This is a genomic window from Streptococcus mitis, from assembly GCF_003942775.1.
GTDB classification, from domain to species: Bacteria; Bacillota; Bacilli; order Lactobacillales; family Streptococcaceae; genus Streptococcus; species Streptococcus mitis_CN.
Genome location: NZ_RJNX01000004.1, coordinates 73,222 through 87,458 on the forward strand (window position 1 = coordinate 73,222; position 14,237 = coordinate 87,458).

Annotated in this window: 10 protein-coding genes; all 10 read left to right on the forward strand. The window is 35.3% G+C overall.

From position 1 onward, the window contains the following. Positions 1–16: 16 nt before the first annotated feature. The 10 genes from D8848_RS06760 (at position 17) to metF (ending at position 14,096) form a co-directional block, all read left to right on the forward strand. Positions 17–4,006 (forward strand): YobI family P-loop NTPase, encoded by a 3,990-nt coding sequence (locus tag D8848_RS06760; protein ID WP_125443550.1) that lies wholly within the window; start codon positions 17–19, stop codon positions 4,004–4,006. Continuing rightward, on the forward strand, positions 3,999–5,201 hold the full coding sequence (locus D8848_RS06765; RefSeq protein WP_125443551.1) for a restriction endonuclease subunit S: 1,203 nt from the start codon (positions 3,999–4,001) through the stop codon (positions 5,199–5,201). The genes D8848_RS06760 and D8848_RS06765 overlap by 8 nt, the downstream gene beginning before the upstream one ends. Before the next feature lie 9 nt (positions 5,202–5,210). After that, positions 5,211–7,088 carry an AAA family ATPase gene (locus D8848_RS06770; RefSeq protein WP_125450659.1) on the forward strand — a complete coding sequence of 626 codons (1,878 nt, stop codon included), beginning with the start codon at positions 5,211–5,213 and terminating at the stop codon, positions 7,086–7,088. A 24-nt stretch (positions 7,089–7,112) separates the two neighbouring features. Beyond that, positions 7,113–8,714 (forward strand): type I restriction-modification system subunit M, encoded by a 1,602-nt coding sequence (locus tag D8848_RS06775; protein WP_125443982.1) that lies wholly within the window; start codon positions 7,113–7,115, stop codon positions 8,712–8,714. Positions 8,715–8,795: 81 nt separating this feature from the next. Continuing rightward, a complete protein-coding gene (locus D8848_RS06780) occupies positions 8,796–9,200 on the forward strand; it encodes a YbgA family protein (RefSeq protein WP_125443980.1) in 405 nt (134 codons plus the stop codon). Beyond that, positions 9,184–9,549: a TIGR02328 family protein gene (locus D8848_RS06785; RefSeq protein WP_125443978.1), complete on the forward strand. Its 366-nt coding sequence runs from the start codon at positions 9,184–9,186 to the stop codon at positions 9,547–9,549. Before D8848_RS06780 ends, D8848_RS06785 begins: the two co-directional genes overlap by 17 nt. A gap of 155 nt (positions 9,550–9,704) precedes the next feature. Continuing rightward, positions 9,705–10,070 (forward strand): type II toxin-antitoxin system RelE/ParE family toxin, encoded by a 366-nt coding sequence (locus D8848_RS06790; protein WP_125443984.1) that lies wholly within the window; start codon positions 9,705–9,707, stop codon positions 10,068–10,070. Beyond that, positions 10,060–10,353 carry a helix-turn-helix domain-containing protein gene (locus D8848_RS06795; RefSeq protein WP_049390291.1) on the forward strand — a complete coding sequence of 98 codons (294 nt, stop codon included), beginning with the start codon at positions 10,060–10,062 and terminating at the stop codon, positions 10,351–10,353. Before D8848_RS06790 ends, D8848_RS06795 begins: the two co-directional genes overlap by 11 nt. A gap of 524 nt (positions 10,354–10,877) precedes the next feature. After that, positions 10,878–13,127: a 5-methyltetrahydropteroyltriglutamate--homocysteine S-methyltransferase gene (gene metE, locus D8848_RS06800; RefSeq protein WP_125443977.1), complete on the forward strand. Its 2,250-nt coding sequence runs from the start codon at positions 10,878–10,880 to the stop codon at positions 13,125–13,127. A gap of 102 nt (positions 13,128–13,229) precedes the next feature. Then, positions 13,230–14,096: a methylenetetrahydrofolate reductase [NAD(P)H] gene (metF, locus tag D8848_RS06805; protein WP_125443975.1), complete on the forward strand. Its 867-nt coding sequence runs from the start codon at positions 13,230–13,232 to the stop codon at positions 14,094–14,096. Positions 14,097–14,237 lie beyond the last annotated feature (141 nt).

Genomic DNA, 14,237 nt, shown 5'->3' on the forward strand with positions numbered 1-14,237 from the left:
TCGGAGAGATAAATTAATGGAAAGAGAATATAAATTTCGGGCACTTACTTCAAATAAAGATGTTGAAATAAAGCCAGTAACACTAAAAGCGCTTGAGTTTGCGATTGACGAAAATTCAGAAGTTACCAATGTAGCTATTACTGGTAATTATGGAGCTGGGAAAAGTAGTATTGTTGATAGTTTTGAGTTAAAATGTAAAAATAAAAAATTCATCCATATTTCTTTGGGACAATATGATGAAGCGAAAAGTAGTGAAAAAAATGGGCTTGATAAGCGTGAAATCAATACAATTGAAGGGAAAATAATCAATCAATTGCTTCATCAAATAGATCCCAACAAAATAAGAAAATCTATTTTTAAAACTCTTGATACAGAATCACAGATTAGTCCCCTCAAGATTACAGTATATCTAGGTTTAATAATACTATTATCTTTGTATCTTTTTAATATTTCCTTATGGCATAGATTGGTTAAGAATTTTTCTTGGTTGTTTTGGACCACAAAGCCTATTATTTCCCTTATAGCTCTAGCGATTTTGTTTGTTTTAATTGTGCATGGAATTTTTCATTTATCTAAGCTACAAAGAGAGTTTGGTTTTATTAAGAAGTTATCTTTAAAAGCTAGCAAAATAGAAACTGATATTGAAATCTTCTCAAATGAAAGTTCAAGGATATCTTATTTTGATCGCTATTTAGATGATGTACTTTATTTATTTAAGCAATCAGAAGCAAATGTCATAGTATTTGAAGATATTGAACGTTTTAATAATTCTAAAATTTTTGAAAAATTGAAGGAATTAAATATAGTTATCAATAGAAAAAGAAAGATATGTGGCGACTCCAAGTTGGTATTTTTCTATCTTGTAAAGGATGATTTATTTGAATCACAAGAGAGAACAAAGTTCTTTGATTACATTATTCCTGTAGTTCCTGTAGTAACAGCTTCAAATTCACATGAAATACTAAAAGAATTGTTAACAGATATGGGGGAGTATGGTGGTTTTGATAAGAGATTTTTATTTAATATTTCTTTATATCTTGACGATATGAGATTAATTAATAATGTTTGTAATGAGTATCTAACCTATAAAGAGACATTAAATGTTTTAAAGTTAGATCAGGATAAGTTATTTTCAATGGTAGTATATAAAAATATTTTTCCTAAAGACTTTTCGCTATTACAAAGAAATCAAGGGTATCTGTTTGAATTGCTAAATTCAAAAGAAATGAGATTAGAAAAACGTAAGACTGAATTAAAAAGAGAAATTAAGTTATTAGAGACAAAAATAGTGAATGCTAAGGAAGAACAATTAAACGATGAAATTGAACTATATAGTACTATTTTAAAAATTCCAAATGGAAAACAAGTTATTAAAGTAAATGGTAAGTCTCAATCTCAGTTCACCTCGTACTCTGAATTTATTAAAGAATTACTTGATAAAGATAGTAAGATTGTTGTTTTTGATACTTTTTACAGTGCTTATAACAATTACAACTCTCAAGAAGTAACAATTGATTATATATTTCCTGCAAAAAATAGTCCAGAATTTCAAGAACGTTTAAACAATACTAAGAATAAAAAACTAATAGAAAAAATAAAGGAGGACATTAAAAAAATTCACGAGGAACTAGGAGCATTAGATAGTAAGAGATTGTCAGAACTTTATCAGTCTGCTACGGATATTGATGAGTTTAAAAGTGATTTTAGAAAAGAAATAAGAAATAATCCTCAATTTTCGATTATTTCTTTCCTGATTAGAAATTCTTATATTGACGAGAGTTATAAAGATTATTTAACTTATTTTTATGCGAATACTATAACAGTAATTGAGAAAGAATACTTAAGAAATGTTATTTCTGGACGCACTAATGATCCTGGAATTATTTTACACAACATGACCGAAATAATTGACCGTTTGGGAATAAATGATTTTAGATACCCGTATATATTGAATTATAGTCTGTTCAGATATTTATTAGTCCCATCAGATAGTTCTAGTTTTAAAAATGAATTGGAATTATTATTTCATCAAGAGGGATTTATTAAATTTATTATGGACTTTTATTTCAAAATATATAATTACAATCAAAATGGCCTTATAAATGATTTAGAAAGTGATAAAATATATCAGTCTCTTTTTGAAAACTGGATATCATATAACAGCAATTTATTTAATGAGTATTTAGAAACAGATAGTAAAAACTTTTTTCCGTTAAAGAATAATGTAGTTATTAAACTATTAAACTTAGTGGATACAATTTTTTTAGAGAATACACCACAAAGAACAAAGTATTTACTAATGAATTATCTAGATAATAATTTCGATATTTTGACTGGAGAATTTAAATACAATTTACCTATACTAACTGAGAATTTAAGAACTTTAAATATTAAATTTACTAATTTTTCTACCTACGGAACTAAGAACGAACGAATTCAAGAAGAGTTTGTTTTAATTGTGGACAGTATTTTTTGGAACAAGTTATATACTATTAATGAAAACAATATAAGATTCTTTATGAATTGGTACTCAGGATATACGGATGAACAATTTAAACATCAGAATTTTGAAATAATTAGTAGTAACAGTCTTTTTGAATCCTTGTTAGACTATTGTTTATCTTCTGATGAAGAATTTCTAAAGTATATTTTAATGTATATTGATCTATCAGAGGGAGAGATGCGTGATAAACCTGAGTATATTGAACAATTGTTAAATAATAATGTTGTATTTAATCATCAATTACCTCAGGAAAAGTTAGAAAGTGATGAATCTGACGAGCTAGATAATGATGAAAATATCAAAAACGTAACGTTAGCAGAAAAGATAATCGCTAGTATTCCAGAGTTTTATATAACTTATACTCAAGATAAATTCAATGACCTATCTAGTGAAAATCGAGAAATACTGGTTAACAACCTTGTGATTGCTCAAAAAGCAGAAGTAAATACTGAAATTGTTTTAGACTATTTTAGTCAAAATGAGGACGAGGATAATTTCTTGATAGATTTTATTAATCAAAATCCAAATTTTGAGTTTGATAAAGAGATTTATCTACGGTTCGATGATGAAGTGCAAGAAAAATTTGAAGAATATATAATACAATCAAAGAAATTACAAAAAAATATTCGAAAAAAAGTTCTTAATGCAACTGGGGATAGATATTATGAAAAATTTAGCGAAATAGGTATGAGTGAATCTCAGTTAGAAAACTTAACAGATGATAGGCTCATTGAATTCAATAGACTAAATCTTGAATTTTTCCGAAAAGAATATCCAAGCTCTCTAGCTAATTTTATTTGGAATAATATAAAGGATTATATAAATGATGAGAGGGATATTCGAGATGAAGAACAATTGCTAGAATTAATAGCAAGATACGATCTTAAAATGGAAGATGACATAAGAATAAGAATATTTCTTTTGAATAATCATTTTGATGACAGTAATTTTGAATATTTACTGCCCAAGAAGACATATGAAAAAGTTGAAAATGAACTTCAAGTTGAAATTCAGAGCATTGTTAAAAAATATATAAACCAATTTATAGAATTAGATGAAAATGAAATTAGCTTTTCATTGTATGAAGAAATTCTGAATGCGAATGATGTTTTGATTAAACATAAGAAAAAACTTTTTGAAAAATTAATTTATAATTCAGAAAATAGAATTAAACTGGATAAGCTTGCTTTTCTAGGTAAATATTTAGATTTATTAGAACTATCGGATATTATGCAAATCTTGAATAAACAAATTGATGATGCTATCTATGATGAATGGAAAGATGCCTTTGAAGAATTAAATGATAATGAAGGTAACGGAGGAAATGGTAATAGAAAAGCAAAGGTTTCGTATTCTGAATTTAACAAAAAGCTTCTTGATTACTTAAAGAAGAGGGAGTTGATTTCGGATAAGTCCAGACGCGAAGATTCTATATTACAGCTATTTGGATTTAGAAGTAAGCAGATTGAATTTAAAGACATTCTGGAGGAAAATAATGAGTAAAAATAGTATTCCTGCAGTAAGATTCTGCGATTTTAGTGATAACTGGGAAAGTAAAAAAATAGGTGATCTTGGCTCGGTTTCCATGAATAAGCGAATTTTCAAGGATGAAACTTCTGAAACTGGGGAGGTTCCATTTTATAAAATTGGTACTTTTGGTAGTGAACCAGATTCATTTATTACTCGTGAAAAATTTGAGGAGTATAAATCTAAATATCCATATCCTGAAATTGGAGATATTTTGATTTCTGCTTCAGGAAGTATCGGTAGGACGGTAGAATATCAAGGAGAGGAAGCCTATTTTCAAGATTCAAATATCGTCTGGCTAAAACATGATGAACGGTTGGATAATTCTTTTCTTAAGCAATTTTATTCAATAGTGAAATGGGAAGGAATTGAAGGAACTACTATCAAGCGATTGTACAATAAAAATATTTTAGAAACTCCAATTTCACTTCCCAGTCCAGCCGAACAATCCGCCATCGGTACCCTTTTCCGTACCCTCGACGACCTTCTGTCTAGCTACAAAGATAATCTTACCAACTACCAATCTCTTAAAGCGACCATGCTCTCCAAGATGTTTCCCAAAGCTGGACAGACAGTCCCTGAGATTCGTTTGGATGGATTCGAAGGTGAGTGGGAGCTTTGTGAAATTAATGATTTAGCTGATGACTTTCAAAGTGGTGGCACTCCAAAAACAAATGTTCAGGAATATTGGGATGGGGATATTCCTTGGATTCAGTCATCTGACTTAGGGATAAATTGTCTATTTGAGATTAAAGTTCAAAAAAGTATTTCTGAGAAAGGTTTGGAAAGTTCATCAGCCAAAATAATACCAAAAGATTCAATTGCGGTTGTTACGAGAGTTGGAGTTGGGAAGTTAGCGGTGATGCGTCATGAATACGCAACAAGTCAGGATTTTTTATCACTCTCAAATCTTAAATCCAATATAGAATTCACAGCATATTTGCTATATAGATTACTTCAAAAGGAAGTTAACCAACTTCAAGGGACATCAATAAAGGGTATTACTAAAGTGGAATTACTATCGAAAAAAGTACTTATCCCATCTCTCCCTGAACAACAAGCCATCGGTGCCTATTTTTCCACCCTCGATAACCTTATCAATTCTCACCACGAAAAAATTTCTCAGTTAGAAACACTGAAAAAGAAACTCTTGCAGGATATGTTTATTTAAGGAGGAATTATGTATAACTCTATTAAAGATTTAATTGAAAATTTAAAATTTGAAAAGAAAAGACTTCAAGATATCTTTAGTGAATTAGCTGATTATGAACAAGAATCATATAAGACTAGCTACCAACAAGTAGATGATTGGTTTTCTACCCTTATTGATTTGGTTAATAACGAACTAGATGATGAGTTTTTATCTGGTTATGTGACAGAAAAGTATAAAAAACTACGTGAGAATTGGTTAGGAAATATATTTAGTTGTCATGGTAGTGATGTTTATATGTATGAAACAAATTTACCTCAAATTTTAGAGAATTTTAAAGTAATTAAACTTTTCTCATTTATTTCGAAAGTTGATTCTACAACTGTTATAATAGGAGCTAATGGAGCGGGAAAATCAAGTCTTATTAATGAATTAAGGAAGAATAGTATTGATGAGATGTATGTTTTACCTGCTCAGAAACTATTATATTTTGTGTCTAATATTCATAATCGTAATAATATTGAACAAGAGAATTACATTCTCGATTTGAAAAAGACAAATATTAAATACGATACCATTAATTTGTATCCATCAAATATTGAAGAGAATTTTTCAAATACTTTTACTAACTTAATAACACTATTAGTAAAAGATGTTATGGTTGTGGCTACTTATAAATTCAGAGGACAAAACGATTCGTCATTATCTTTGTGGCAAAAATTAGAAAAAATATGGAATAAAATTAAACCAGAAATTAGTTTTGAAATTGATCCTATAAAGATAATTGTAAACGTTGAAAAAAATTACTCTAAATATAGTATAAATGGTCTTAGTGATGGAGAACGTTGTATTTTATTTTATATAGGCAGTGTTCTTCTAGCTCCAGAGAATAGCTATATTGTCGTTGACGAACCAGAAACATTTCTAAATGCTGCCGTCTATAATGAATTATGGGATTTGCTCATATCAGAGCGACCTGATTGTCAATTTATTTTTGCTTCACACAACATGGACTTTGTTCAATCTAGAACAAATGCAACCTATATATGGTGTAAGAATTTTGAAGCACCTTATGATTTGGATTATCAGGTGTTGGAAGAATCACAAGAAATACCATTACCATTATTAACTGAAGTATCTGGTGCAAAAAAGCCAATTTTGTTTTGCGAAGGAACTAAAAATAGTCTGGACTATCAAATATATTCCAAATTATTCAGTGAATTTTGTTTTGTCAAACCAGTTCAAGGGCATAAACAAGTTATTCAATACACAAAAGCTTACAATAAATTAGAGGAAACATATGGTAATAAAGCATACGGCATTATTGATTATGACTGGATGGATGAGGCAAGAATTGAAAGCTATAAAAAGAAAAATATTTTTGTGCTCCCTTTTAATGAGATAGAGATGCTTTTGGTAGATGAAGAAATGGTGAATTCTGTTCTATCTGATGATGAGGAAGATAAAAAACAAAAAATTAATAAGCTTCGAGACACTGTTATTGGTTTATGTACAACAAATAAAGATAAGATAATACGAATTGCCTTGAAAAAGAAACTTGATGAATTTATGGAAGGGAATTTGATAGAAACAAGAGAACCAACCGAGGATGAAGCACGGACATTTTTAGAAAATTTATCAGAAAAATTTGATATAACTGTAACATTAGAAAATATAACTAAAATGGTGGAAGATAGCATAGCTTCTTTAGATTTTTCGAAAATTTTAAAGATTTGTAACTTGAAAAATGAAATAATTGGTTCCAAAGAAATTAAAGAAATAGTTTCTAACTTAAAAGAAAAAGCTTTAAGTAGTATTGCAATGAATAATGATTTACAGATTACATTACGTCATAAATATTTTGAAGAATTGGAAGCAAAACTATTGGACAAATCGTTAGATTTTTGAATTAATAAAAAAGAAAGAAACATTATGGAAACAACACAAACTTCCCAGTCGCTCTACCAAGCCCTGTGGAACTCAGCGGATGTTCTCCGCTCTAAGATGGATGCCAATGACTACAAGTCCTATCTTTTGGGCATGGTCTTTTATAAGTATCTGTCAGATAAGATGCTCTTTTTCGTGGCGGAGACTATGGAGGAGGGGAGTGAGAGTCTAGAGGCTGCCCTTGAAGTTTATCGCTCCTACTATGAGGATGCGGACACCCACGAGGATCTTCTTGCAGTGATGAAGGACGAACTCAACTATAGTATCAAGCCTGACTTGACTTTTACAGCTCTGGTAGCACGAGTCAATGAGGGGACTTTCCAGTTGGAAGATTTGGCTCAGGGTTTTCGAAATATTGAGCAGAGTGATGAACTCTATGAAAATCTCTTTGAAGATATTGACCTCTATTCCAAAAAGTTAGGGGCGACTCCGCAAAAGCAAAACCAAACGGTGGCGGCAGTCATGAAGGAGTTGGCTGTGCTAGATGTGGCTGGTCATGCTGGTGATATGCTGGGAGATGCCTATGAGTATCTAATTGGTCAGTTTGCGACTGACTCGGGTAAGAAGGCTGGTGAGTTCTATACACCTCAGCCTGTTGCCAAACTTATGACTCAGATTGCCTTTTTGGGCCGTGAGGATCAGTTAGGTTTTACCATCTATGATGCGACTATGGGATCAGGCTCTCTCTTGCTCAATGCCAAGAAATATTCTCATAAACCGCAGACAGTGGTCTACTTTGGTCAGGAGCTCAATACTTCGACCTATAACTTGGCTCGGATGAACATGATTCTACACGGTGTTCCTGTTGAAAATCAATTTCTCCACAATGCCGATACACTAGATGAAGACTGGCCGACTCAAGAACCGACTAACTTTGATGGTGTTCTCATGAACCCTCCATACTCAGCCAAGTGGTCTGCTAGTTCTGGCTTTATGGCGGATCCTCGTTTCTCTCCTTTTGGGAAACTGGCACCCCAATCCAAGGCTGACTTTGCCTTTCTCTTGCATGGTTACTACCATCTCAAGCAGGATAATGGAGTTATGGCTATCGTCCTTCCCCACGGAGTTCTTTTCCGTGGCAATGCGGAGGGAACCATTCGCAAGGCCTTGTTAGAAGAAGGAGCCATTGATACAGTTATCGGTCTACCAGCTAATATCTTCTTTAATACCAGCATTCCGACTACGGTTATCATTCTCAAAAAGAACCGTACCAATCGTGATGTATACTTTATTGATGCCTCTAAGGAGTTTGATAAGGGGAAAAACCAGAATATCATGACGGATGCTCATATCGAGAAAATTCTGGAAGCCTACAAGTCTCGTGAGGAGATTGACAAGTTTGCCCATCTGGCAAGCTATGAAGAAATCGTCGAAAATGACTATAACCTCAATATCCCTCGCTATGTAGATACCTTTGAGGAAGAAGAAGTCGAACCACTGACAGATATCGTCAGCAAGATTAACATGACAAATGATGAGATTGAAAAGCAAACCGCTTCCCTACTCGAAATGCTTGGTCAACTACACGGAACCACACCAGAAGCTGATGCTGAACTCAAAAAGTTTTTGAAAGAGTTTGAAGGGTGATGAGAGTAATTGATTCGCTCATTTTTAAGATATAATTTTGTTTCCATATTTCCGGGGAACTAGTAGAAAGTAAGGAGAAAGATGGAACAAACTAACCAAAAATCCCAGTGCCAGCAACTCTGGGCTAGAAACAAATACCTCGTTTTGAGTCATTCTAGCAATATTTACAATGAGATTCGTCAGTATCTCAAGAATGAAGAGGTGGAGGTAAGTCATGTTCAAGAACTGATCGATCGTGCCTGTCAAATCCCTGAGCATAGAGGTCAGGTTTGCAATGCCTTTCAGCATATTTGGGGCTATTTCAAAAAGAAAGCGACAGACTCTGAGCGCAAGGACTATATGCTCCTGCTGGATCGCTACCACTTTGGTCAGGCTTCTAAGGAAGACTTAATCGCTAAGACTCGAGATTTGCTTGATTGCTATCCCAATACCTACTTGCAACATTCGACTTTACTGAAAGGAGATTGTCATGAGACTTTGGCATGAGGCTTTGATTTCACAGCTTCCTCGTCCTCAACTCTTGGGACAGCATCGAGAGTGCTGTGCCCTCCGTGGCAATGGCTGGGGCAGAAAGCATGCGACGGTGGACTACGTCTTTACTTACTCGTCCTATCGTCTCTATGCCTATCATCGCTTGATCATGGAGGAGATGACTAACCGAGGCTATAAGGTTAGTCCAGAGTGGATGGATAAAAACTATCGTGGTAAGATTTGTCCTTCTTATGAGGATTTACCTGAGGAGACTTTGACGAGACCTATTTACAAGGAGCACGATGCTGCCTACTTTGAGGAGTGTCTGGACAATCTCCGAGAGAAGGGGATTGAGCTGGAGTAAACGTAAAGATTACAGCACTTTATAACTCTTCTTGTAATTTTTTCGAATAATAAAGATGAGACCTTTAGAGTTTTTCTAAGGTCTTCTTTTTATGAGTGTTCAGATTTACTTTTAATAACGTTTGAGTTATAATTAAATTAGAAAGAGGTTGCTTGGTGCATACGATTTACTTCTATAAGGACAAAAATGGAAACGAGCTAGTTTTGGATTATATGAGAGAATTGGCTAGTCAGAAAAGTAAAGATAGTCGCATTAAACTGAACAAACTAAACGACTATATTGAGTTGCTTAGTCAGCACGGGACTAGAGCAGGTGAACCCTATATGAAACACTTGGAAGATGAGATATGGGAACTAAGACCTTTGAGAAATCGAATTTTATTTATAGCGTGGCTTGATGGTAGTTTTGTTCTTTTACATCATTTTGTCAAAAAGACTCAGAAAACTCCTAGAAGAGAAATTGAAAAAGCCAAGCGTGAACTGAAGGACTTAAAAGAAAGAGGGTTGAGTAATGAAGAATAGTGCCATTGGAAGTAATTGGAAGGATGTCCGAACAGAACTCTTTACCAAGGAAGAAATTCTTGAAAGTGATATGAGAGTGGCTATCATGGGTGAGTTGATTGAAGCTAGACATGAGCAAGGAATCAGTCAGAAAAAGCTAGAAGAACTTAGTGGAGTAAGCCAGCCTGTCATAGCTAGAATGGAAACAGGCAAGACAAGTCCTCAGTTGGACACAGTCTTAAAAGTCCTAGCTAGTCTAGGAAAGACACTAGCAGTCGTCCCACTTGAACAGGGGAAAAGTTGAGTGGTAGAAGTTGGAAAGCTTCAACAAATTTAACAGTTATAGTACCTCAATTTTATAATTTTAGAAAATCAAACATTTTTTAAATTAAGTGCGAACGAAGTGAGCTTTTAGCAGATATTTCCCGCTATAGTGGTATTCTAGATAATAATTTATTATTATCTAGAACGGAATTTTTGAGACATTCTGGCTCAAAAATTAGGGATGAAATTACGAAGTAAGTTGCTCCCGTCCGCACTTTTCAGGGAAATATCAGAATTACAAAAGAAAAATCAACCTATAGTCTTTTCTAATAACAAGCCATAGTCACTTATAAGAATTACTAATAACGCGTTTGAGTATTCTAACTAGAATATGGCTTTGAAACAAGCTACACAAAGGATTTGAGGCATTTGTCTCAAGTCTTTTTCTTTTGTTTAAAATAGAGATATAGTTTCAAACTATATCAAAGCCTAATTTTTTACAATTATACAGATGATTTCTTTTCTGTTAAGATAGTTTCAACAACAAATTTTGGAGGACACATCATGTCAACTACAATCATCGGTTTCCCTCGTTTGGGCGAATTCCGCGAATTAAAATTTACAACTGAAAAATACTTTAGAAAAGAAATCTCAGAAGAAGAACTCTTGGCAGCCGCAAAAGACTTGCGTGCTAAACACTGGAACATTGTCAAAGAAAAAGGCATCACTGAAATTCCATCAAATGACTTTTCTCACTATGACAACTTTCTAGATGCAGCTTTCCTCTTCAACGTGGTACCTGCTTCAGTTCAAAACTTGGACTTGTCTGACCTTGAGCGCTACTTCGCTTTGGGTCGTGGTTACCAAGGAGAAAAAGGAGACGTTCGCGCCCTTCCAATGAAGAAATGGTTCAACACCAACTACCACTACATCGTTCCTAAATTTGAAAAAGACACTCAAGTCAAACTTGCAGGTCACAAAATCTTTGATGAGTTCCAAGAAGCAAAAGAACTTGGATTGAACACTCGCCCAGTTCTTGTAGGTCCATTCACTTTCCTTCAATTGTCAGACTTTGAAGAAGGTGTGAAAGCAGAAGACTTCGTAGACAGCTTAGTGGCTGCTTACCAAGAAGTTTTTGCAAAATTGGCAGAACTTGGTGCGACTCGCATCCAACTCGACGAAGCGGCTCTTGTAAAAGACTTGACAGCTGAAGAAAAAGCCCTCTTCTTGAACCTCTACAACAAACTTTTGGCTGACAAAAAAGGTCTTGAAGTCTTGCTTCAAACTTACTTCGGAGACGTTCGTGACGTTTACGCTGACCTTGTAAACTTGCCAGTAGATGCTATCGGTCTTGACTTTGTTGAAGGTAAGAAAACTCTTGAATTGGTTAAAGGTGGCTTCCCAGCTGACAAGACTCTTTATGCAGGTATTGTCAATGGTAAAAACATCTGGCGTAACAACTACGAAAAGAGCTTGGCTGTTCTTGAGCAAATCCCAGCTGAAAATATTGTCTTGACAAGCTCATGCTCACTTCTTCATGTGCCATTTACAACTGCTAATGAAGAATTTGAACCAGCAATCTTGAACCACTTTGCCTTTGCAGTTGAAAAATTGGATGAGATTCGTGATTTGGATGCTATCCGCAATGGTCAAGGTGAAGAAGCACTTGCAGCCAACAAAGAACTCTTTGCGACTGAGCGTGTTGGTGAAAATGCTGAACTTCGTGCGCGTATCGCTGGCTTGACAGACGCAGACTACACTCGTTTGCCAGCCTTTGCAGAACGTGAAGCTATCCAAGAAGAAGCTTTCAAACTTCCGGCTCTTCCAACAACAACTATCGGTTCATTCCCTCAAACTAAAGAAGTTCGTGCTAAACGTTTGGCTTACCGTAAAGGTGAATTATCTCAAGAAGAGTACGACGCTTTCCTTGCTGAAACAATTGACGAATGGATCAAATGGCAAGAAGATATCGACTTTGATGTCCTTGTTCACGGTGAATTTGAGCGTAATGACATGGTTGAGTACTTCGGTCAAAACTTGTCAGGTTACCTCTTCTCTAAAAATGGTTGGGTACAATCATACGGTATGCGTGGAGTTAAACCACCAATCATCTGGGGTGATGTAACTCGTCTTAACCCTATCACTGTTAAATGGTCTAGCTATGCACAAAGCCGTACAAACAAACCTGTTAAAGGTATGTTGACTGGACCAGTAACTATTCTCAACTGGTCATTCCCACGTGAAGACATCTCTATCAAGGATTCTACTCTTCAAATCGCCCTTGCAATCAAGGATGAAGTGCTTGACCTTGAAGCTGCTGGTGTGAAAATCATCCAAATCGATGAGGCTGCTCTTCGTGAAAAATTGCCACTCCGTCGTAGCGACTGGTACGAAGACTACCTTGACTGGGCAATTCCTGCCTTCCGCTTGGTACACTCAACAGTAGCGCCAGATACTCAAATCCACACTCACATGTGTTACTCAGAATTTACAGATATCATCCCAGCTATCGACAACATGGATGCAGATGTTATTTCCTTTGAAGCTAGCCGTTCAAACCTTGAAATCTTGGACGAACTCAAAGCGAAAAACTTCCAAACAGAAGTGGGACCTGGGGTTTACGATATCCACTCACCTCGTGTGCCAAATGAAGGCGAAATCGACCACACAATCGAAGCCATCCTTGCTAAAGTGCCAAGCAAGAAAGTTTGGATCAACCCTGACTGTGGTTTGAAAACACGTGGTATTCCAGAAACAAAAGAAAGCTTGATCCGCCTTGTTGAAGCAGCTAAAGCTGCGCGTGAGAAATTGTAAGATAGGATTTCTCAAGAAGCGCTGTTTGGTCAATCTGCCTGTTTCACTTGGATTCTAGGAATCCAGCTAAGGAAAAAAATCAACTAGAAAAGGATAAGGACTATGTCACGCCAAACACCGTCACTCTCATTTGAAGTGTTCCCTCCCAACCCAGCAGTAGGCAACGATAAGATTATTGTAGCTCTTCAAAATATGCAGGAGTTGGCTCCCCACTTTATCAGTGTGACTGCCAGCAATAATAAATTTAATATCAAGGAAACGACGGTTCGTTTGGCTGACTTTATCCAAAATGACTTGACGATTCCGACTATTGCCCACTTGCCAGCCATCTATTTGACTAAGGACAAGGTGGCTGAAACCATTGCTGACTTGGACAAGGTTGGGGTACAGAAAATCTTGGCCTTGCGTGGGGATATTATCCCTGATGTGGAGCCGCAAAAGGATTTCCGCTATGCAACTGACTTGATTGAGTTCATCAAGGAACAAGCCCCTCACTTTGATATTGTTGGTGCTTGTTATCCAGAAGGCCATCCAGATTCACCAAATCAGATTTCAGATATTCAAAATCTTAAGAAGAAAGTGGATGCAGGTTGTTCGAGCCTTGTAACTCAGCTCTTCTTTGACAATGAGCGCTTCTATGATTTCCAAGACAAATGTACTTTGGCTGGGATTGATATTCCCATTCATGCAGGGATTATGCCAATTCTGAATCGAAATCAGGCTCTCCGTCTCTTGAAGACTTGTGAGAATATCCATCTTCCACGCAAATTTAAAGCCATCTTAGACAAGTATGAGCATGACCCTGAGTCGCTCAGAGCAGCAGGACTTGCCTATGCAGTGGACCAAATCGTGGACTTGGTAACTCAGGATGTTGCCGGTGTGCATCTCTACACCATGAACAATGCTGAAACAGCAAAATACATTCATCAAGCAACCCATGCCTTGTTTAATCACCAGTCTCTAGGATAATAAAAAGCAAACCATTCTTCTCAGCTGAGGGGAATGGTTCCTTTTTAATGGTAAAGACCGCACTTTTTAAGAAAAATATGATAAAATAGACTCTGTACGTACTTGATACAAAGATGAGGGTATTTAGGTTGTAGAAGTTTG